The organism is Sorangiineae bacterium MSr11954, assembly GCA_037157815.1.
Classification (GTDB): domain Bacteria; phylum Myxococcota_A; class Polyangia; order Polyangiales; family Polyangiaceae; genus Pendulispora; species Pendulispora albinea.
Genome location: CP089984.1, coordinates 1,879,415 through 1,899,733 on the forward strand (window position 1 = coordinate 1,879,415; position 20,319 = coordinate 1,899,733).

17 protein-coding genes are annotated in these 20,319 nt (G+C 67.7%); 3 read left to right on the forward strand and 14 right to left on the reverse strand.

Annotation, left to right across the window (positions count from 1 at the left end; genetic code table 11):
* Window positions 1-42 precede the first annotated feature (42 nt).
* The 14 genes from LZC94_07780 to LZC94_07845 form a co-directional block, all read right to left on the reverse strand.
* Complete coding sequence (locus LZC94_07780; GenBank protein WXB17166.1) at window positions 43-1,320, reverse strand: hypothetical protein; 1,278 nt, start codon at window positions 1,318-1,320, stop codon at window positions 43-45.
* Between the two features lie 16 nt (window positions 1,321-1,336).
* Window positions 1,337-2,167: a hypothetical protein gene (locus LZC94_07785; GenBank protein WXB17167.1), complete on the reverse strand. Its 831-nt coding sequence runs from the start codon at window positions 2,165-2,167 to the stop codon at window positions 1,337-1,339.
* Window positions 2,167-4,722 carry a TonB family protein gene (locus LZC94_07790; protein WXB17168.1) on the reverse strand — a complete coding sequence of 852 codons (2,556 nt, stop codon included), beginning with the start codon at window positions 4,720-4,722 and terminating at the stop codon, window positions 2,167-2,169. Before LZC94_07790 ends, LZC94_07785 begins: the two co-directional genes overlap by 1 nt.
* Before the next feature lie 568 nt (window positions 4,723-5,290).
* Window positions 5,291-6,172, reverse strand: a complete 882-nt coding sequence (locus LZC94_07795) for a hypothetical protein (protein WXB17169.1) — start codon at window positions 6,170-6,172, stop codon at window positions 5,291-5,293.
* Window positions 6,173-6,178: 6 nt separating this feature from the next.
* The gene (locus LZC94_07800; GenBank protein WXB17170.1) at window positions 6,179-8,065 is read right to left on the reverse strand and encodes a BatD family protein; all 1,887 of its coding nucleotides are present in this window, start codon (window positions 8,063-8,065) and stop codon (window positions 6,179-6,181) included.
* Window positions 8,062-9,024, reverse strand: coding sequence for a tetratricopeptide repeat protein (locus LZC94_07805; protein ID WXB17171.1), 963 nt, complete (start codon window positions 9,022-9,024; stop codon window positions 8,062-8,064). The genes LZC94_07800 and LZC94_07805 overlap by 4 nt, the downstream gene beginning before the upstream one ends.
* Window positions 9,011-10,165: a VWA domain-containing protein gene (locus tag LZC94_07810; GenBank protein ID WXB17172.1), complete on the reverse strand. Its 1,155-nt coding sequence runs from the start codon at window positions 10,163-10,165 to the stop codon at window positions 9,011-9,013. Before LZC94_07810 ends, LZC94_07805 begins: the two co-directional genes overlap by 14 nt.
* Window positions 10,162-11,322: a VWA domain-containing protein gene (locus LZC94_07815; GenBank protein ID WXB17173.1), complete on the reverse strand. Its 1,161-nt coding sequence runs from the start codon at window positions 11,320-11,322 to the stop codon at window positions 10,162-10,164. Before LZC94_07815 ends, LZC94_07810 begins: the two co-directional genes overlap by 4 nt.
* Entirely contained in the window at window positions 11,319-12,428 is a 1,110-nt protein-coding gene (locus LZC94_07820; protein WXB17174.1) for a hypothetical protein, read from the reverse strand. Before LZC94_07820 ends, LZC94_07815 begins: the two co-directional genes overlap by 4 nt.
* Complete coding sequence (locus LZC94_07825; protein WXB17175.1) at window positions 12,425-13,354, reverse strand: DUF58 domain-containing protein; 930 nt, start codon at window positions 13,352-13,354, stop codon at window positions 12,425-12,427. Before LZC94_07825 ends, LZC94_07820 begins: the two co-directional genes overlap by 4 nt.
* Before the next feature lie 22 nt (window positions 13,355-13,376).
* Window positions 13,377-14,363, reverse strand: a complete 987-nt coding sequence (locus tag LZC94_07830; protein WXB17176.1) for a MoxR family ATPase — start codon at window positions 14,361-14,363, stop codon at window positions 13,377-13,379.
* A 56-nt stretch (window positions 14,364-14,419) separates the two neighbouring features.
* Window positions 14,420-14,605, reverse strand: a complete 186-nt coding sequence (locus LZC94_07835; protein WXB17177.1) for a hypothetical protein — start codon at window positions 14,603-14,605, stop codon at window positions 14,420-14,422.
* A 71-nt stretch (window positions 14,606-14,676) separates the two neighbouring features.
* A complete protein-coding gene (locus tag LZC94_07840) occupies window positions 14,677-15,891 on the reverse strand; it encodes a YncE family protein (protein ID WXB17178.1) in 1,215 nt (404 codons plus the stop codon).
* Between the two features lie 88 nt (window positions 15,892-15,979).
* Complete coding sequence (locus LZC94_07845; protein WXB17179.1) at window positions 15,980-17,020, reverse strand: zinc-binding dehydrogenase; 1,041 nt, start codon at window positions 17,018-17,020, stop codon at window positions 15,980-15,982.
* A 68-nt stretch (window positions 17,021-17,088) separates the two neighbouring features.
* Between LZC94_07845 and LZC94_07850 the strand changes: the two genes are divergently transcribed.
* The 3 genes from LZC94_07850 (at window position 17,089) to LZC94_07860 (ending at window position 20,314) form a co-directional block, all read left to right on the forward strand.
* Window positions 17,089-17,766, forward strand: coding sequence for an energy transducer TonB (locus LZC94_07850; GenBank protein ID WXB17180.1), 678 nt, complete (start codon window positions 17,089-17,091; stop codon window positions 17,764-17,766).
* A complete protein-coding gene (locus LZC94_07855; GenBank protein ID WXB17181.1) occupies window positions 17,763-18,485 on the forward strand; it encodes an energy transducer TonB in 723 nt (240 codons plus the stop codon). The genes LZC94_07850 and LZC94_07855 overlap by 4 nt, the downstream gene beginning before the upstream one ends.
* Before the next feature lie 401 nt (window positions 18,486-18,886).
* The gene (locus LZC94_07860; GenBank protein WXB17182.1) at window positions 18,887-20,314 is read left to right on the forward strand and encodes a hypothetical protein; all 1,428 of its coding nucleotides are present in this window, start codon (window positions 18,887-18,889) and stop codon (window positions 20,312-20,314) included.
* Window positions 20,315-20,319 lie beyond the last annotated feature (5 nt).

Consider the following 20,319-nt stretch of genomic DNA (forward strand, 5'->3'; position numbering starts at 1 on the left):
CAGACGAAAAGATCTGCCAACAGCGGATGGCTTCGCCATTTCTTACTTCGCGGGCGAGGGGTGCTGGCGATCGACGAAGCAAAGGCCCTGTGAGTTCAGGTGCCCCTGGGTCGCCTGCGTGTAGCGGATGTAATCGTAGTAGTCGCGCAGCGCCTTCGAGGCATCGCTGGCCGCCGGATCGACGGGGACCGAGAGAGGATCGAGGAACATCTGGCCCTTGCCCGGCGGCGCGTAGTTGGTGCCCGCGCAGTTTCGCCAGGGGAGCGGCTTGCCCGCCTTGTCGGTCAACGCCTGGAAATTCACCTTCCGCAGATCCTCGATGTGCGCCTCGGGGGTGCCCGTCACCCCCGCGAACTGCGCGGCGATCGGGTCGAAGTGAAGCCGCGAGTCCTCGGCGAAGCTCTCCCAGAAGGGGTGATCCATGTGCAACGTCACCTGCGCTTGCACGGAGCCGCTGGCCTTCACTTGCACGCCGCGCGGGTGCTCCTCGCCGCCGATGCCTTCGCCTTGGAGATCGGTGCCGTTCTGGCAATTCACGTAGTTGGTGGGCGTGCTGAACCCGAGCTTGAAGCGAATGGTCTTTGGCCAGTTGGAATAGTCGTAGGTGCCGCCGCCTGCGGTGGTGGTGCTCGTGCAGTTCGCGCCCTTGAACGTGGCGGTCCCGATGTAGAGGATGCTGTAGCCGTTTTGGGCCATGTAGTCGTAATCCGCCAATTGGGATTCATCGAGGTTCACGTTGTAGACCGTCGCGCGGGTGGAGGGCGCGGCCACGGTGCTGAACCCAAAGGCGTAGGTGGCGCTCGGATCGAAGGACGAGCCGTCGTCTTTCTTGGTGATGGATACGACGGAGACGGCCCGCTCGGGCTCGCCCGCCTTTCCAATCAGGTCGCCGTTCTTGTGAAGGTCGACCACCCACGGCCCGTCGACGTGCGCGATGCGGCCGCCGTGTTGCGATTGATCCTGCGGCGATTGATTGGGATTGTCCCAGAGGGTGACGTGATCGAACACCGCCAGGTAGCTATCGAGCTTCAGCTCCCAGCCATCGACCATGTACGTGTCGTTGGCGAAGTCGTTGGGCGGAAATGCAAATCCGCTTTGCGCGTATTGCTCGCCGGACGCGCCGAAGAGGATGCCGCGCGCGCCCGGGTCTTGCGGCGCCGAAAAGGCTTTGAAGCCGCCCACGCTGATCCCGCCGCCGCCGTCCGTCCCGGGCCCCGGTTTGGGGGTGGGGTTCGGGTTCACGCCATCGTCCGAGCACGCAAAGAGGGCGCACGTCGCCCCCATCATCATTCCCGCGAGAACGATTCGTAACTTCATCATCTGTTCAATCCTTCCGTTATTCGAATGTAATCGCGTACGCGCTCGCACCCGAGGGCAGCACTCCCGTGCGTATCCCGGTGAACAAGCCGCGCCCCGCCGCTTCTCCGGCGGTTCCCGAGCTGTCCGAATCTGGAATCACCCAACCCGAAGGATCCCTCGGATCGGGGTCGAGCTTGGAAAAGTCGACATTGTTGAACCAACCCCGCGGGTCGATTCGCAAATACAAAGCGCCGCCCTCGAAGATGCGGACATTCACGGGGACACCCGAGACGATCCGCTGGCGGCAAATGGGGTTGAGGCCCGGCAAAGCCGTGTTCGATACGGGCTTCAGCCGATTGGCGCCGATGGTGACGGTGGCCCGAAAGGGATACGCGTTCCCGCCGCGGCTGGCGGTGCCCGCCAGGGTCACGATGATGGGGCTATCCGAGACGCTGTTGATGTCTCGGCCCGAGAGCCACAGCTCGGCGCTGCGGGCGACATCGGCGGTGCCGTTTCCATCCACGGAGAAGCGCTGCGGCGTGTCCGTGAGGAGGTTGACGTCGACCGCGCCGTTTGCCTGGGCCACGTATTGGCCGGGGTTGACGCAGCTGGTGCTCTGCGAGCCCGTGCTCGGCGGCGCCGTGTTCACGTACAGCGCACCGAGGTGCATGGTGGCGACATTGAGCCGCACGTCGAAGCCGCTGGAGACGCGGAAGCTCTGGGTCGGGTCGACGTCTTTGGGCCCGGACGCATAGGCGGGGAACGACACGAGCCCTCCGCCGGTGGTCCCGATGCATGCCCCGGTGGTCGCCGCCGCCGCCACCAGCAGCGCAAAAGCCATGGCGTTTCCGAGCGGGGCGCTTCGCATCAGGGGCCTCCAAAGGTCGCCGAGAGCGAGAGAAAGACTTGGCGCGGCGCCCCCGCGCTGAAATGGCGGCCGGGCACGAGCGAGGGCTGCGTCCCCTCGTTGATGGGCGCAAAATTGGACGTGTAGTTGTATTCGCCGAGCCGGTAGCGGGAGCCGAACAGGTTGGTGGCGGCCAGGCTGACCTCGAAGTCGCGCCATTGAAGGGCGACGGAGGCGTCGGAGACGAAGATGGCATCGCTCCGCACGTCGTACGGGAGCGGGCGGGGCCCTACATAGCTAAGCCCGTATCCGAGCACGCCTTTGATGGGCTTGTCGCCCAGCTTCCAAGGGAGCTCGTGAAACAGCGCGGTGTCGGAGCGCACCACCAGATCCGGCACATAGGGGACGAGCAGGTGGGTATCGTCGAAGGTGGCACGCACGGCGGTTACCGTCGCAGCTTGGTCGAAGAAGGGGCCGGTGACGCGCACCGAGCCTGCCCAGCCGGTGCGGGTGGCGCCGTTGGAGAGCGTATTGCGACCCTCGGTTTGATTGAAGATCAGGTCGCGGTCAACGTGCGTTCGAAAGAAAACGGATCGCGCCGAGAGCGAGACGTTCTCGAAGGAGCGCGCGTACGTGACCCCCGCCTCGTACGCTTGGATGCTGACGAACGGGGTGGAAAAGTCCTGCGACACATACGCGGGATCGACGGACCGCACGCCCTTGCCGTAGCTGGCCGTGAATTGAAAATTCTGAATGGGCCCGACCAGCAGGGTGCCCTTGGGCATGAGGGCGCCGCTGCCGGTGGACGACCGCTGAAAGGGCTCGCGGTGGGCGCTGTTCGCCTGTTGGTCGAGGCACGATTTGTCGCCCGGCGGATTGGAGCGCGAGGGGTTGTCCACCGTGTTTTGAACTGCACAATTGTTCAAAACATTGAATGAGAACATGTCGGCGCGAATGCCGCCCCGCAGCCCGAGCCACTTGAGGATGCGGATGTTGGCGTCCGCGTAGACACCGATGTCGCCCAAGGTGGCCTCGATGTCGTCGTTGACTTTGTACGGCGCGTCGTTGGCGGCTTGGATGCGGTTCTGCGTGGAGTGGGTGCGATCGCCGCGCGCGTAATAGCCAATCTCGATCTCCTGCGGCAGCCCCAGCTCCTTGGCGTGGAAGCGCGCCGAGCCGCGCGCGCCGAACGTGAGGCCGCTGAAGCTCAGGTCGATGAGATCGCCGCGCTGGCCGTGGAGCTGTTGAATCGGCAGCTGCACGTCGAGCAGGAAGCCCGTGAAGTTGTCGCGCAGCCGCATGCCGCGGTCGATGAGGAAGACCTGCTGGGCAAAGTCCGTTTTGCCGGCCTTGGTCTCGTAGGCCAGGGCGAGCGAATAGCGGCTGGAGGTGTTTCCGTTTTGATTGGGATCTTCGGTGTCGAAGAACCCCTTTTTGCCGCTGTCGTACGACTCCTGGCGAAGCACGCCCGCGCTATTGTAAACCGTGTGATAAGCCTGCGCCGTGACCCGAAAGAGGCCGCGCTCGCCCACCCGCGTCTCGTATTGGCCAATGGCCGAGCCGCGCTTCGCTTGCCGGTTCTGGCCGAAGCCGTCGGTGGTGTAATACTCGGCGCCGCCGAAGGTGTGCGAGCCCATCTCGGACGGGCCCCAGGTGAGCAAGAGCCTATGGGTGTCGTACGAGCCGACCGTGTATTTGCCGGTCAAGCCTCTTCGCGCGAGGCCGAGCGTGAAATCGGCGCTGCCGGCCACGGCGAAATTGCCTTGCTGCGGCGCGAAGGGGCCCTCGATGACGCGCAGCGATTCGACGAGCTCGGGGATGATGAAATGGCTGTCGGCCAGGCCGTTGCCGTGGAGGTTCCCCGCGTCGTTGATGGGGACTCCATCGACGGTGAACTCGAGATCCTGGCCTTCGCGCGCGTCGAAGCCGCGCAAGAAGACTTGCTCGGCGTGGCCTTCGCCGCCCTCGTTGGTGAGGAGGATGCCGGGGGCGAGCTTGAGGAGATCCGCGGCGTTTTTGCGCGGGACCACCGCCAGGGCGCCCACATCGATGTGGTAGTCGGAGGCGCCGTGCTCGGCGGTGCGGGCGCGGCCGGCGACCGTGACCTCGTCGGTGTGCGCGGCTTCTTCGTCGGCTTGCGCGGGCTTGGCGGCGCCGGGTGCGGGCGGCGGGGTGGTGATTTGGGTCGGGAGCTCGTTGGGCTTTTGCGTTTCGACCACCTCGGGCGGGGGCGCCGGCGGGGCGAAGTGAAACGGGACGCGGATGCGGCTCGCGACGGGTTTGCCGTTGCGCATGGCGGGGACGAAGGTCCACTGGCGCACGGCGACGGTGGCGGCCTCGTCGAGATCGGGGCCATCGGACGCCAAAACGTCGACCTTCGAGACGTGGCCGTCCACGTCCACCGTGACCGCCAGGGTTACGTCACCGTGCTTCCGCTCCTTCAGCGCCGACGCCGGGTAGACGGCATCCACGTGCGTGACGACGGTGGGGGGCGTCGTTTGCGCGGCGGGGGCGGCGGGGGCGCCGGGTGTTGCGGGGGCGGCGGGTGCTGTGGGGGCCGCAGGTTGCGCGAGCACCGTGAGCGGAGCGAGCAGCGCCGCGCTCCCGGACGCGAGGGCAGCCCAGGACCGTCCCTTTGCCCTCAGGGTTGCGAAGCGGAGAGCGGTGTGAAGAAGCGCGGAATGGCACATCGAAAGTAAAACGAAGTACGACTTGGGACCGCGTTGTAGCGCAAGTGGGCTTCAGGGCCAAAGGATTCTTTCGAGGGTGGGCGAAGGGTGTACGGGCGCGCGGACCCGCGTCCAACGCGCGCAGGCGCGGCGACGCAGCGCGTTTTCGAGGCTGCGCGCTGCGTGCATTTTCGTGATACCGGTGGCCTTGCGGCGAATTGCGGGGGTGCGGCGCGTCTGCCGTGCGGCGAATCGCGGGGTGCGGCGCGTCTGCCGTGCGGCGAATCGCGGGGTGCGGCGCGTCGGCCGTGCGGCGAATCGCGGGGGGCGGCGCGTCTGCCGTGCGGCGAATCGCGGGGTGCGGCGCGTCGGCCGTGCGGCGAATCGCGGGGTGCGGCGCGTCGGTCGTGCGGCGAATCGCGGGGTGCGGCGTGTCTGCCGTGCGGTTCGTTGCGTCGTGCGTGAATCGGTGGGGCTATTCGCGGCGGGCGAGGGGACGGACGGCGGGGGTCGGGATCCACGCGTGGAGGGTGCCCCACTGAATCTCGGTCGACCCCGAGCTCGAGCTCAAGGTGCGCACGCGCGCGCCCTCGGGGAGCGGATTGGCGTTGGGGAGCGCGATGCCGCGGGCGTCGAGGGGGCGCGCGTTGGGGTTGACCACCACCGCCTCGCGCAAGGTGAGACGGTCGTCGCGCGCGGACCAGGCGAGCAGCGCGAACGCGACGCAGAGCGGTGCCGACACGGCAAACGCCGTGGAGCCGCTGATTTTGACGCGGCGACGTTTGGCTTGGGCGCGAACGAAGAGGGCGATGCCCGCGATGAGCGACATCACGCCGGCGGCGCCGGCCCACACGTCCTCCGACGTGAGGTGGACGATGGTCTCCAGCACGGAGGGGTTGGGCTCGACCTCCGCGCGCGTGCCGCTGTGGGCGCGCCGGCGCGCCACCTCGGTGCGGATGGAGCCGAGCGCGAAGGTCGCGTCCCGCTCCAAGGTTTTGTTGTGCGTGAGCGCGCGCGCCTCCTCGAAGCCGTGCGCCGCGCGGCCCAGATCGCCCGGCTGCTCGGCGCCCATGCGCACCCGTTCGGCGTAGGCGAGGCCCCGGTCGAAGCTGACGTTTTCGTCCACGACGCCGCGATCGGCGAGCGACTCGAACAGCGCGATCGCATCGCCCGCGCGCCCGCCGACCAGCGCGTCGACGGCGATCGCGAAATCGGCGGCCGCGCTGCCTTCGGCCGTCGGCGTCGGCGTCGCGGGCGCTTGGGCCCCGGCCGGTGCTTGGGCCGGCGCGGTGCCGGTGAGCGCGAGGAGCAAAGCAGTGGAGACCAGGCAGGTCCGGAGGGCCCGGATGGTGCGCATGGTTCGCTACCCTTTCCTCAGATCCGACATGCAGTCCTTGGCGCGCCTCCAGCGCTCGCGCGAAACGGCGATTTCGCCTTCGCTCGGCGCGAACCGGGCCGACTCGCACTCGGCGAGCAAATCCTCGATCGCGCGCGCCAGGGGCTCCGCCACTTTGTGCTCCACCAGCGCCGCCGCGATCTGACGCGTGGCGATGGCTCGCACGTTGAGCTGCGCGTGCACGATGGTCGCTTGCTCCAGCGCCCGCGCGATGGCCGCATCGGCCGCGCGCGGATCGCCGCCGGCGCACGCCGTGTCGGCCTCCTGAACCCGTTGCTTGAGCAACGTATCGGGCGAGGCGCTGCGCGTCCGCACGCGATCGCGCAAGCGCCGCGCGGCCGCGCGCGAGCTGGCGAAGAGCACGAACGAGAGCGACGGGGCGGCCAGCGCGAACCAGAACGCGCGCGTGTCGGTGAGGTGCGCGTGCGACGCGACCGGCGGGCCAAGGGATCGCCGCAGCTCGGGGAGGTTCGGCAGCGGCGCGGAGGGACCTCCCGCGTTGCCGGCGGCGGCGCCGCCGGGCTTGACGGTGATGGAGCCGAGGGCCGCGCGCGCCACGTCGTAGGCGCGCGCATCGGGATCGTAGAATGGAATGGCGATCTCGCCGAGGTCGATGGGCCCTTCGCGCGTGAGGCGCACCACGTAGTTGAAGGTTCGCTTGCCCCCGTAGCGATCGTTCTTCTCCGCGCCCATCTTCTCTTTGATCTCGGGCTGCAGCCACTCGACCCCCTGGCGCGCGGGCGGCACGATGGACGACGGCAGGTTCCCCGTCCCCGAGAGCTCCAGCGATACGCTGGCGATCCCGCCGTGCGCCACCTCGCGCGGGTCGACGGTCGCGGACAGCTCGAAGCGGCCCACGTCGCCGATGGAATAGCCGGGCGGGCGGCCCGCGATGGGGGGCTCGGTCACGTGCACGGTGAGGGTCTCGCTCTCGCGCTTGTCGCTGGTCGCGCCCGAGGGGCCCACCACCGCCAAGGTCATGGGACCGATCTTGAGCTCGCCCGTTTTGATGGGAAAGAGCGCCATCTTGCGCAGGAGCCGCACCGCCCAAATGCCGTTACCGATGCGCGTGTGCCCGATGATCTTCGGGTTCTGCGTCTCCTCCAGGAGCTGCCTGCGAACGAACTCGCTCGCGCTGGCGTCGTGCACGTCGTTGAAGTCGGGCTCGCGCGCGAGGCCCACGTCGATGTACTCGTAGATCGACAGGGTGACTTGCTCCCCGATGACGGCGTTGGTCTTGTCCACGCCCGCGTGCAGAAAGACGCCGCGCGCGCGCGGGGCCGGCAGCGCATAACGCGGATCGGTCGGAACGTCGAGCAGGCCGCGCGAGGATGGCTGGTCCTCGTCCGGATCGCCGAAGGGATTTCCAAAGAGGCCGCGGAGGCCGCCGAACGGATCGGGCAAGTTGCCGAAGGGATCGCGGGGCTGGCGGCGCGGTGGGGCTTGGCCCGCGGCCACGATGCGGATGGGGACCGTGTTGGCCGCATAGGTGGTGCCGCCGATGGAAAGGGTCGGCTTCAAGACGGCGGCGCCCACCTTGGTCGCGCTGAGCCGGAAGGTGACGTTGACCCCTTGTTTCTGAACGAGCACGCCGTTTCGAAGGTTCATTTCGCTGAAGGTGCCGACGGTCGGGCGCCCGAGCTTGGCGACGTGCGGATCGGGCGCGATCTCGACCCCCGAGATTTGCCCGGTGACCGTCGCCTTCAAATGCAGCTCGAACTCGTCGCCCACGCCCACGACGTCGGAGTCGACGGACGCCCGCATCTCCGGCGCGCCTGCCGCGCGGGCCCGCACGACGAAGAGGAGCACGGCGAGAAAGGTGTAGAATACACCAAATGTGCGGGCGAGCTTCATTTGTCCGCCATCCCCCGGACGGGCCGCCGAACCTTCTTCGCGAACTCCTGCTGAACGGTGGGCGCCTTCTCGAGCTGGTCGAGGATCTTCTCGTCCTGATCCGAGTTGCTCGGGGGCGGCGGTGGCGGGGGGCCCGCGTCGGGCTGCGGCGGTGGCGGGCTCGGTGAAGCGTCTTTGCCGCCGTCGTCGCCGCTCCCGCTGTCGCGGTTGTCGTTCTTGTTGCCGGCGTCGCCGCCGCCGTCTTTGCCGCTATCGCCGCCGCCATCCGGAGGGGCCGAGTCGCCCCCCGAGTCGGAGGAGCCATCGTTGCCCGCGTCGTTGCCGGCGTCCTTTTTGTCCTCGATGCGGCGGAGGGCGATGGCGCGGTTCCATGCCGCGTCGCGGCCCACCGGATCGCCCGCGTCGACCTGGCCGGGGGCGATGGTGATCGCTTGGTTGTAGGCGGTGACCGCCTCTTGGTAGCGCCCGGCCAAGAAGAGCAGGTTGCCCTCGAGGTAGTGCGCGCGCGCGCGAAGATCGAGCGGCGAAGACTCGTCCTCGGCGATGGTGCGCACCACGCGCAGCGCGCAGTCGATCTGCGCCGAGCGCGCGGGGGAGGGCTCGCCGCCGTCGAGCTCCTCGTCGCCGAAGCGGCCGCCGAACGACTCTCCGATGGCAAACAGGGAGAGCCCGAGGTCGAACGAGCCGTTGGGCCGCTGCTTCAAGAACGGCGGGGTGCCGATGTTCCCCGACTCGCACTCGCCGGTGGAGAGGTACTCCTGGAGCGTTCGGGCCGCGGCCGCCGCGTCGCCCGCGTCGAGCGCGGAGATGGCCTCGCGGACCGCGGGCGCCTCGCGCTCGAAGGGGCGCGTGGGATCCCACGAGCACGCCACCGCCAAGCACGCGCCCATGGCCGAAAGGAGGATCGCCCGATGCGCCCGCACGCTCCGATGCGCCCGCACGTTCTTATGCGCCCGCACGTCCCGCCTCCTCTCCGGCCGCCGCCGCTTTGCGCGCGCCTCGCGGCTTTCTTCGCCGGCCGCCGCTCGGCAGGGCGGGACCGGCCGCCGCCGGCAACAGCGGCTTCTGGCGCGGCGCCTCGGGGATGAGCGCCTCCGCGATCAAGAGGAGCAGCGCGATGGAGAGCGGCCACGCGTACTGCTCCTCGCCCACGATTTGGATCTTCTCCGAGAGCTCCTCTTTCATCATGCGGGCCAGGCCGGCGGCGATTTTGTCGATGCCCGTCTCGCCGCGATCGGAGCGCACGATGTTGCCGTTGGTCTCCTTGGCGATGCCGGCCAGCTGCGCTTCGCCCTCGGCGGAGAGCTCGGTGGTCAGCGGCTTGCCCGCGTCGTCGCGGCGGATGCCGGTGGTCTTGCCGTCGGGGCCCACCTCCGGGATCACCTCGGGCGCGCGCCCGCCGATTTGCACCACGTCGATGCGGGTGCCCTCTTGCGCGGCGGCGCGCGCGACCGCCAGCGGATCGCCCTCCAGATCTTCGCCGTCGGTGATGAGCACGATGACCCGCACGTGGTCCTTGGACTTCGGATCGCGCGCGAACGTCTCGCGCGCCTTTTGGAGCGCGCGCGCGATGGCCGTGCCGCCGATGGGCATGTCGTTCGGCTCCAGCTGCCGGAAGAACTGCGCGATGGCCGCGCCGTCGCTGGTGAGGGGAAAATTCATGGGCTCGCCCGCGAAGGCCACCGCGCCGAAGCGCGCGCCTTTGAGCTTTCGTATCAGCTCGCTCACCTCGGCCTTGGCGCGCGCGATGCGGCTCGGCAGGATGTCGCGCGCGTACATGCTCTTCGAGTAGTCGAGCACGACCACCACGTCGAGGTTGGTGGCCGGGAGCACCCGCTGCCCCGCCGATTGCGGTCGCGAGAGCGCTCCGAAGGCCAGCAAGAGCCCGAGCACGAGCAGCACGCCTTTGGCGGCGCGCCGGCCGGCGGCGTCGAAGGTGGCGAGCTTGGCCACCAGGCTCGGATCGCCGAAGCGCTTCTCGGCCCGCACCCGCGCCAGCGACGCGAGGAGCAGCGAGGCCGCGAAGGCCACGACGAACAGCACGCACCCGATGGCGATGAGGAGCCCCGGGAAATGGAGCAGGTCGTAGGCGAATTTCACGGGAACCTCCGCACGACGAGCAGACGCACCAGCGCTTCGAGCGCGATGAGCCCCACCGCCGGGAAGAGGAGGAACGGAAAGAGGTCCTCCATGGTGGCCGAGAGCGACTCGAACCGGGTCTTCTCCAGGCGATCGAGGATGGCGTGCATGCTGCGCTCCAGCGCCACCTTGTCGTTCGCCACGAAGGACTCGCCGCCCGTGTCGCCCGCGATCTTCTTGAGCAGCTCGGGGTTCACCGGGAAGTGCGCGCGGACGTAGTGCGGCTGGCCGAACAGGTCGGTGCCCTCCTGCACCTCGACCTCGTCGCCGTTGCCGATCTGCACCGTGTAAATCTTGACCCCTTGCGTCTGCGCCAGGTGGGCCGCGTACTCGGGGGCGATGGCGCCCGCGTTGGAGTCGCCGTCGGTGAGCAGGATGATGGCCTTGGAGCGCGCGTTGCTCTGGCGCAGCCGCGCCACCCCGGTCCCCACCGCGTCGCCGATGGCGGTGCCGTTGCCGCTGATGATCTCGAGCTCCATCTTCTGCACCAAGGTGGTGAGGAGCGGATAGTCGAGGGTGGGCGGCGAGAGCACGTAGGCCGAGGGCCCGAAGACGACCACGCCGATGCGGTCGGTCTTGCGCTTGCCGATGAAGTCCATGATGACTTCCTTGGCCACGTCGAGGCGGGTCTGGCGGCGGCTCCGATCGGTGGGGCGCCCGCCCTGACCTTGCGGCCCTTGCGCGAGCGGCTGGTCCATGACCGCCTTCATCGAGCCCGAGAGATCCAGCACGATGACGATGTCGATCCCCAGCTCCTCGGCGCTCTCGCCGCGGAGCACGTTCTGCGGCCGCGCCAGCGCGAGGACGCCGAGCACCAGCGCGGCGCCGCGGAGGATGCCGGGCCAATCGCGCAGGCGGGTGCGCACGCCGCGCGGGCCCAGCGCCAAGGGCGCGATGGTGGGGATGGTGAGCCGCGGCATGCGTTGATCGGCGCCGAGGGTCATGCGCCACACCACGACGGGCACCACGAGGAGCCCGAGGAGCCACCACTTGGAGGTCCACTGCGCGCTCCGCCACGCTTCACCGCGCGCGAGGGCGGGGTAGACCAAGCCGATGGCGATGGCCGAAAGCACGCCGGCGAGCACGAGGACGGTGCGCGCCACGCGGTTGGTGCTCATGGTGCCTCCGTGCGGGGTGCGTTACCCGGTGGCGGCAGCGCGTGGGGCGTGGTGGCGCGCACGATGCGCTCGCCCGCGTCGAGGGCGCGCGCGCACTCGGCCGGCGTCGGCACCACGTTGGCGAACTTGACCAGGTCGCACTCGCGCAAAAACTCGGCGATGTCGGAGTACGAAACGCCTTGCAGCGGGGTGTTCGAGAGCTTGCCGAGCGTCTCGTCGGTGGTCGACTCCAGGCCGTCGAAGCCGTAGCGCGATCCCAAATACGATCGGATCACGTCGTTGACCCGGTCGAAGTACTCGCCGAAGCGACCCACCTCGAGCAATCCGGCGTGCCGCACCTCATCGAGCTTCTCGATGGCGACCTCCCAGGCGGGGCGCGGTGGCGGCGGCGGCGGAACGGGCTTGGGCCGGTTGATGTACCGCCAAATCAGGTACGCGAGGAGCGCGCCGGCCACGATGCCGATGGCGGCGTACGAGAGCCCGCGCTTGAGCGCCGTCCACTCCTCCCGCTGCACGCGCGGGGGCGGGTTGGGGGCAGGTTTGGCCTCGGGGGTCGACGCGATGGGATCGTCGACCACGATGGTGTGCGGCGCCGTGCACACCGTGGCGATCTCCCCGCTGGCGCGCGACACGGCGATGGGGAGCGGCGGCAAGGTCAAGGTGTGGCGGCCGGGCTCCTGGGGCAGCATGATCAAGGGGAGCTCCAAGGTGGTCTTCGCGCGATCGGGCGCGGCCGGATCGGTCGTCGCCGCCGAGAGCACCGCCGCCGCCCCGCCATCTTGATTCGGCAGGGTGAACCCGGCGCCCTTGAGGATCTTCGCGCTCTCGCTGGTGCTCTGCAGCTCGAGCCCGCGCGCCAGCACCGTCTCGCCCTTTCCATGCTCCACGGTGACCGCCAACGTCGCGGCGTAGCCGCTCAACCCCCGCGCCGGAAATGTCTCGGTGAGCACGGGCTTCTTGCCGCCGCCCGGCAACGTCTCGGTGCACCCGCCAATCTGCGCAGGCGCAAACGCATCCGGCGCACCCGCGTCATCGTCGGCGCGGGCGTCGGTCGCGTGCAGCGCGACGAGCAACGCCAAAAGCGGAACCGCGCATCGGCCCATCATCGCGTCCGCATCCTCCGTGCGCGGCGCGCGAACAAGTCGCGCAGCGGTTTGACGAACGAGCCGCCGGTTCGGATCTCCACCGTGTCGACCCCCAGCTTCAGGAACGCCTGATTGCGCGCCAGGGCCAGCTTTTTCATCGAATCGGCGTAGGACGCGCGCACGTGCGGATCGGAGGTGTCGACGAGCACGGCCTCGCCGCTCTCCAGATCTTCGAACGTGGCCAAGCCCACGTCGGGGAGCTCCATGTCGCGCGGATCCACCAGCACCACCGGGATCACGTCGTGCTTGCGCGCGGCCACCGCCAGCGCACGCTCGTAGCCTTGCGCGAAGAAGTCGCTCACCACGAAGGCGATGCTCCGCCTGCGCGCCACGCCCACCAGCGCCTCCAGCGCCGTCTTCAGATCCGTCTGCGCGCCCAGCGGGGGCGGCGCGTCGGGCGCGCGCGGGGCCACGTGGGCCGAGCGCGGCTCGAAGCCGAGGATCTCGCGCACCACGCGCATCACGTGCTTTTCGCCTTTTTTCGGGGGCACGATGCGCTCGATTTGGCTGGTCGAGAGGATCATGCCCACGCGGTCGTTGTTGCGGATGGCGCTGAAGGCCAGGAGCGCCGCGACCTCGGAGGCCACGCGCGTCTTGGGCGCTCGCTGCGTTCCGAAGCGCTCGCTCGGCGAGAGATCGACCACCAGCATCACGGTCATCTCGCGCTCTTCGACGAACACCTTGACGAAGGCGTCGTTCATGCGCGCCGACACGTTCCAGTCGATGGAGCGCACGTCGTCGCCCATTTGGTACGGGCGCACCTCGCGGAAGGCGAGGCCCTGGCCTTTGAAGCTCGAGGTGTACGTACCCGACAGGTTCTCGTTGGCCAGCCGCGCCGTGTGAATCTCGATGGTCCGCAGCGCGGCGAGGAGCTCTTTGGGGATCATGGCAAGCGTACCTCCCCGGCGATCAGGGGACTTCCACCACCTCGAACACCCGGCGCACGATCTGCTCGGCCGTCACCTCTTCGGCGTCGGCCTCGTAGGTGAGCACCAGGCGGTGCCGCAGCACGTCGGGCCCCACCGCCTTGACGTCCTCCGGCGTGACATAGCCGCGGTGGCGCAAGAACGCGTGCGCCCGCGCCGCCAAGTTCAGCGCGATGGACGCGCGGGGCGACGCGCCGAACTCGATGAGCGGCGCCAGATCCTTGAGCCCGTGGCGCGCGGGCTCGCGGGTCGCGAACACCACCTCCACGATGTAGTCCTTCACCTTCTCGTCGACATACACCTGGCCGATGATCTGCTTGGCGTTCATCAAGTCGGTCGGCAAAATGATGGCCTCCGCCTTGACCGGCTCCAGCGCCGTCATGCGATCCATGATCTTTCGCTCGTCCTCGCGCGAAGGGTAGCCGACCTTGATCATCAGCATGAAGCGGTCGACCTGCGCCTCGGGCAGCGGGTACGTTCCCTCTTGCTCGATGGGGTTCTGCGTGGCCATGACGATGAACGGCTGCGGGAGCGGGTACGTCTTGTCGCCGATGGTCACCTGCCGCTCTTGCATGGCCTCGAGCAGGGCGCTCTGCACCTTGGCGGGCGCGCGGTTGATCTCGTCGGCCAGCACCAGGTTGGCGAAGACGGGGCCGAGCTTCTGCGTGAAGTCGCCCTTTTGCTGGTTGTAGATGACGGTGCCGATCACGTCGGCCGGGAGCAGGTCCGGCGTGAACTGAATGCGGGCAAACTTGGCGGAGATGGCGTCGCACAGCGTGCGAACGGTGAGCGTCTTGGCGAGCCCCGGTACACCCTCCAAAAGCACGTGCCCCCCGGTGAGGAGGCCGATGAGGATGCGCTCGATCATGTAGGACTGGCCGACGATGACCTTTCCGACCTCCGACGTGAGGCGATCGACAAATGCGCTTTCTTTGGCAACGAGCTCGTTTAGCGCGCGTACATCGTGCATGGCGCTAGTGACTACCACAAATTCGTGGGCGCCCAACGCCGACTAGCCCGTCCCCGCTAGTAGCCCCGCGACAGCCGCACCACCCCTTTGATCGCATACCAGAGCCCGATCGGGATGGCGCCCCACCAGACCACGACCACATTGCCAATCTGAATGCCGCCGTGCTCCGTGTAGAGCGCAACGGCGACGCAACCTGCGAGCAACGCAAGTCCAAAGAGAAACATTCCGAGGCCCGGACGCATGGCCTGCAGTTTAACCAAAATCCGCGCTCGAGCGCTCGGTCACCCCCGCGGGGTTCCGCTCTTTTTCCGCATCACCTGCCCCCGTCGCCCCCCGGGAGGCCGGGGCCATTTTTGTCTTTCGGTCGGAAGAGCACCCAGTTGGGATTTCCACCCACATTGAGGCGGAGTCGCACGATTCTTCCGGCCACGTTGATGACGGACACCGTGTTGGCGATGGAATTCGCCACGTAGGCGGTCTTCTTGTCGTCCGAGAACGCGATGCCGTAGGCACCCGCGCCGGTGGGGATCTCCCACGTCTTCACCCCGGTCGCGGAAAAGAGCACGACCCGGCCGCCCTTTGGATCGGTCACCCAGATGGTGTTGTCCGCCCCGTACCCCACCGCGCCGGCCACGAAGCCCAGCTTGAAGGTGCGCCGCACTTCGAGGGTGCGCGTGTCGATGGCCGTAATGGTGGTGTCGCCGGCGTTTTCGACATAGGCCAGATCGTCGGGCCCCTGCCAGGCACCGATGGGCCCGTTTCCAACCGCGATGGTGCCATTCTTGGGCACGATCTTGGTCGCCGTATCGATGGCGGTCACCGAGTTGGAGGCGGTGTTGGCCACGAAGGCATACCGCTCGTTCTGGGCGATCGAAATGCGCCCGGGCTGATCGCCCACCTTGATGCTGGCCTTGTTCACCAGGGTGGTGGTGAGCATGACGAGCACGTTGCCCGGGGTGGTGGACTCGGCGGCCCAGACCTCGTCTTCATTTGCGCCGAAGACGGCGCTCTGGACCGCGCCATCCGTAAAGCGCCCTTTGATGGTGGTGCCGGTGGCGGCGTTCAAGACGAGCACGGCGCCGATGCCATGGCCCTGGCCCTCCGCGTGCTCGCCCTCGTGCAGCGCATCCACGCCATCGTTTCTCACCTCGGGGGCTGGGGCGCTCGCTGCTGTCAAGGTGGCCCCGGCTTCGTTCCCCGCGTCCCCCGCGTCGGCGGCGCCGTCGGTCCCCCCATCGGTGCCTCCGTCGCCCGATGGAGAACCCACGGCGCCGGCGGTGACCAGCAGCTTCGAGCGGTCGTTGCTGAGGGACAGGTAGTGCGGGAACGTGGTGTTCTTCAGGAAAATTTTGGAGGGATTGACGAAATCCTTCTCGGCGTCGATGACCGTGATCGCGTTGCCCGTCCCATTGACGACGTACACGGCGTCGTAGGTGATGGGCTGGGGCAGCCCCAGGGTTATCGGGAGGTTGGCCGCGTTGCGCTCTTTGGACTTGTCCGAGCACCCGGCTGCACCGGCCGTTGCCACGACCACCACCGCCGTCAAACCGCACCAGCATCCTAGCCGACCTAGCCGAGCCCTTCGCATCGCCTACTTCATACGCTGACGGGCCCGCTCAATCCACCTCCAAGACGACTTTGCCGAACGCCTTTCGCTCCTCGAGCACGCGGTGGGCCTCGGCCGCGCTCCACAGGGGCAGCACCCGGTCGACCACCGGGCGCAGCTTCCCCTGCGAAAAGAGCGGGATCATGCGGTGCAGATCCCCTTTGGAGCCCATCGTCGAGCCCAGCACCCGAACCTGCCGGAAGAAAATATGGCGCAAATCGATGGTGGGCGCGAAGCCGGCGGTGGCCCCGCAGGTCACCACGCATCCCCCCCAGCGCGTGGCCAGAATGCTCTTGACGAACACATCGCCACCCACGTGCTCGATGACCGCATCCACGCCCTTCTTGCTGCCGGTGAGCTTCTTCACCTCCGCCACGAAGTCCGCGGTCGTGTAGTTGATGCCCTCGTCGAGCCCGAGCTCCTTCGCGCGCGCGAGCTTCTCGTCGCTCCCCGCGGTCCCAATCACGCGGGCGCCATGGAGCTTGGCGATCTGAATCGCCGCCGTCGACACCCCGCTGCCGACAGCCTGCACGAGCACCGTGTCCCCCGGTTTGACCTGGGCGCGCGCGACGACCATCTGCCACGCCGTGAGGTAGACCAGCGGAAGGGCGGCCGCCTGCGTAAAGGGAAGCTCGCCGGGGTAGGGCAAAATGTTCGCATCGGGCACCACGATGTGCCGCGCGTACCCGCCCTGCGTGGTTTCACCGAACATGCGATACTGCGGGCAAAGGTTGTCCTCGCCCGACAGGCAGCGCGCGCAAACCCCACACGAAACCGCCGGCGCGAGGAGCACCTTCTGCCCCACCGTGCAACCCCGCGCACCGGGTCCCAGCGCCTCGATTTCGCCCGCAATATCCGCGCCGAGTCGGTGCGGGAAGTCGTACTTGACGTGGGGCAAACCGCGCCGCATCCAGATGTCGACATGGTTGAGCGCGACGGCGCGGATGCGCACGAGCACCTCGCGAGGGCCAGGCTCGGGGATCTCGATGGTCTCGCGGGTCAGCACCTCGGGGCCACCGGTTTGGCGGATGACCATGGCTTCGGTTTTCATGGCGGCGAGACTACCGCATCGGCACCTTCGCGGTACGCTTGCGGTGGGGCGATGACATGGCGCGCGCGATGAACGTGGGAAGGGCGCTCCTCGGGGGTGCAGTCGTTTTCGGGGTGGTGGGCGTGGGCCTTTGCCTCGTGCAATGCAGTCCGAACGCCGAGCTCGTCGAACCTGCTGCGCCTCGCGGTGCCGATTCGATGCGTTCCATGGACGCGGAGCCCGATGTGTCGATGCCGTCGGACGGCGGTTTCGCCGTGCAGGATGCGGGGGGCGCAACATTGCCATTGGCGCGCGAGGGCTCGGCGGCGGCGCCGTCTGCGCGCGAGGGCTCGGCGGCGGCGCCGTTGGCGCGTGAAGACTCGGGAACGGCGCCGTCGGCCCGCGCGCCTAGGTGCGGCGAACCTGGGCAGCCCGTGTGTGCGAAGCGCAAGTTGCTCGCGGGGTGGACGCCTCCCCGATTTTTATCCGGCGAGCAGCACCTCGAGGCCACACCCGAGGCGAAGCGCGCAGGCGTCGAAGGTTTGATCCTCGCCAAGTGCATGATCACAGAGGAGGGTGCGGTCACGAATTGTGCAATCATCAGGGGCCTGCCCTACATGGACGAAGCCACGATTGTGCATCTCCAAGCTCGCCGCTTCACGCCTGCCACGGCTCAGGGACTGCCGGTCTCCGTGTACTACACGTTTACATTGCGCATTAATGGGAATGGGCTGCCTTCTGCCGACGGAGGCTCGGGCCCACCATGATCCATCGCCCGACGTCCGATCGCGCCATCGCCGGGTGGCGTCGAAACATCGTGGAGGCGCTCCTCGCAGGCGCATTTGTTTTTGGCATGGTGGGCATGGCCATGTTCGTGTCGTGCTACCGCCTCGGCACCGCGCCCATTCGGCCGAGCCCTTACGACGATCCGAACCTGGTGGTGATGTTCGGGCCAAAGACCGCATCGACGGCGCCGCTCGATCCCTTGTTCACGAAGCCCCTCGACGAGGTCCCGCGGATCCTGCCGCCCTATCGCTATTGTGGAGGCTCGCGCCAACCTGCTTGTTGCGGCGCTCCGGGCGAGCCCGCGTGCAAGCCCACGGCTTCCCCCGTGTGCGGCGATCCCGGACAGCCACCGTGCCGTACGCCGCCAAGGGGCTGGCATAGCAGCCCCGGGATGAACCGCCCGCAGCTTTTGTCCGGCGACGAACACCTCGAGGCCACGGCCGCGGCAAAGCGCGAAGGCGCTGCGGGGTTGATCCTCGCAAAGTGCACCATCACCGATGCCGGGGATGTCACGAACTGCCGAATCCTCAAGGGGCTGCCTCATATGGACGAAGCAACCGTCGCCAATCTCGAGGTGCGCCGGTACACCCCCGTTGTCTTTCGGGGAAAGCCCGTCCCCGTGGATTATACGTTTACGTTCCGCATCGAGGCCGATCCATCGGCGATCGCGGGGCCGCGGCAGCCGGGACCCATGATGTGAACGATTGGCGATCGCGGGGCGGCAGCACGGACCCGTGATGTGAGCTATCTGCGATCGCGAGCCGCGGCAGCCGGGACCCGTGACGTGAGCTATCTGCGATCGCGGGGCGGCAGCCGAGACCCGTGGTGTGAACCATTGGCAATCGCGATGCTGCGGCAGCCGGGCATGATGTGAACGATTGGCGATCGCGGGGCGGCCGCCGGGATTCATGATGTGAACCCTGCGGCACCGCGGGCCGCCGCGCGGAAACCCATGGAGTGAACGATCGACGATCGCGGGCGGCAGCGGCGCGGGTCACGGTGGGGACCCTTCGTTATCTCGAAAATTGCAGAAGCTTTGAATCCTTCGCCGGGTGCGAACTAGAGTGCTTCCTTCGCATCGCATACGGGTATCGTGCAACCATGCCCGAATCCTTTTTTCGCTCTCGAAGTGAATGGACCTGGTGCGCGCGAAGCGCAGGTTGGTTTGGCCTCGTTGCCCTTACGACATTTTTGGCGTGCAGCACGTCCGACTCGGCGGGCCCCGGATCGAAGGAGCCTCCTTCGAACGACGGTGGCGCGCCCTCCGGCGATGGCGGCACCCGGCCCGGGGATCTCTTCGATGGCGGCGCCCCCGAGATGAAAGCGAGCGTCTCGCAGTTTGGTATTACCTGGACCTTCGACCGCCCGCACCTCGTAGGCCAGTTCGTGAACGGCGATTTTTGGGTCGTCGGCCCCGTCACTCTTCGCACCGTGTCTCCTGCGCCGAGTGCGGGACGAAATGGTTCGGTGGTCGACCCCGCCATCCGCAAAGGCCAGGGCTACGATGACCGCGGCCTCGATTACGATCCCGCGCCGCGCGCCACGTTCCCATTGACGCTCTCACCGGTGTCGTCGTTGGTGTCGAGCATCAGCCATGGCAACGGGCAATGCCCCTTGGGCAGCGGCGGTCAAGGGTATTTGACGTACAATGGTGTTTGCCAGGGTGGCCCGGTAAAGACGCAGGCGGTCCTCACCGTGGTGGCGGCACCGCCCCCGGCGGGCGCGTTTCGACCTCCTTATGCGGGCAGCGCCTTCAAGCCTTTTTACTCGGCCGCCAACATCGATTGGGCCCGGCTCCCCAAGCTCCCGAAGCCCGCGTCGGCCCCCACCGATGTCGAGGCCTTGCGCCATGTCGAGCGCCCGTGGATCGATCATATGCTCACGTGGACCCTCCAGCACGCGTGCGCGACGGAGAATATGTTCTGCTATGGCCGTGAAATCGGAGATGTCGTCTCCGATGTGGCCCAATACGTCCTCCTCGACACACCCGTGCAAAAGACCTTGGCCGTGCGCCTCGCTCAATTGGGCATCGACAATTATGGAATCGTGAAAAATGGAGACAGCTGGGGCGGCGACGGTGGGCATATGAACGGCCGCAAATTTCCCATCGTCTTTGCCGGCACGCTCCTGAACGACGCGGGGATGAAGCGCCCGGGTGTGCTCTCCGGCGAGGACGTCCAAACGTACCGCGGCACCGATGGAAAGGCGCATTGGGGTGCGCCGTGCACAGCGTGTTATCTGGCCAATGGATGCGCCTACAGCGGGAGCTGCACCAACGGCTCCAAGGATTGCCGCGATCCCGCGGGCAAGATCGACGGGTGCATCGATTATCGAAATTGTTGTACGTCGCTCGTGTGGCCAGGGCAAGCGCTGGCCGCGCTCGCCTTGCACGCCAAAGCGGATTGGAACCACGATCCGTTCTTCGATTACGTCGATCGCTGGATGTCCGGCGACGTGGTGGGCGGCGGAGATACGAGCTCGGCGTTCGTCAAGGACATGTGGACGAAATACCGCAACAACCTCCCGTAAATCCG

What these genes read in the sequence shown, in the direction of transcription:
- LZC94_07800 (WXB17170.1), bottom strand. Translation starts at nt 8,065, where the DNA reads ATGAAGCTCGCCCGCACATTTGGTGTATTCTACACCTTTCTCGCCGTG.
- LZC94_07860 (WXB17182.1), top strand. Translation starts at nt 18,887, where the DNA reads ATGCCCGAATCCTTTTTTCGCTCTCGAAGTGAATGGACCTGGTGCGCG.
- LZC94_07820 (WXB17174.1), bottom strand. Translation starts at nt 12,428, where the DNA reads ATGATGGGCCGATGCGCGGTTCCGCTTTTGGCGTTGCTCGTCGCGCTG.
- LZC94_07780 (WXB17166.1), bottom strand. Translation starts at nt 1,320, where the DNA reads ATGATGAAGTTACGAATCGTTCTCGCGGGAATGATGATGGGGGCGACG.
- LZC94_07785 (WXB17167.1), bottom strand. Translation starts at nt 2,167, where the DNA reads ATGCGAAGCGCCCCGCTCGGAAACGCCATGGCTTTTGCGCTGCTGGTG.
- LZC94_07855 (WXB17181.1), top strand. Translation starts at nt 17,763, where the DNA reads ATGATCCATCGCCCGACGTCCGATCGCGCCATCGCCGGGTGGCGTCGA.
- LZC94_07835 (WXB17177.1), bottom strand. Translation starts at nt 14,605, where the DNA reads ATGCGTCCGGGCCTCGGAATGTTTCTCTTTGGACTTGCGTTGCTCGCA.
- LZC94_07815 (WXB17173.1), bottom strand. Translation starts at nt 11,322, where the DNA reads ATGAGCACCAACCGCGTGGCGCGCACCGTCCTCGTGCTCGCCGGCGTG.
- LZC94_07850 (WXB17180.1), top strand. Translation starts at nt 17,089, where the DNA reads ATGAACGTGGGAAGGGCGCTCCTCGGGGGTGCAGTCGTTTTCGGGGTG.
- LZC94_07795 (WXB17169.1), bottom strand. Translation starts at nt 6,172, where the DNA reads ATGCGCACCATCCGGGCCCTCCGGACCTGCCTGGTCTCCACTGCTTTG.
- LZC94_07830 (WXB17176.1), bottom strand. Translation starts at nt 14,363, where the DNA reads ATGCACGATGTACGCGCGCTAAACGAGCTCGTTGCCAAAGAAAGCGCA.
- LZC94_07845 (WXB17179.1), bottom strand. Translation starts at nt 17,020, where the DNA reads ATGAAAACCGAAGCCATGGTCATCCGCCAAACCGGTGGCCCCGAGGTG.
- LZC94_07825 (WXB17175.1), bottom strand. Translation starts at nt 13,354, where the DNA reads ATGATCCCCAAAGAGCTCCTCGCCGCGCTGCGGACCATCGAGATTCAC.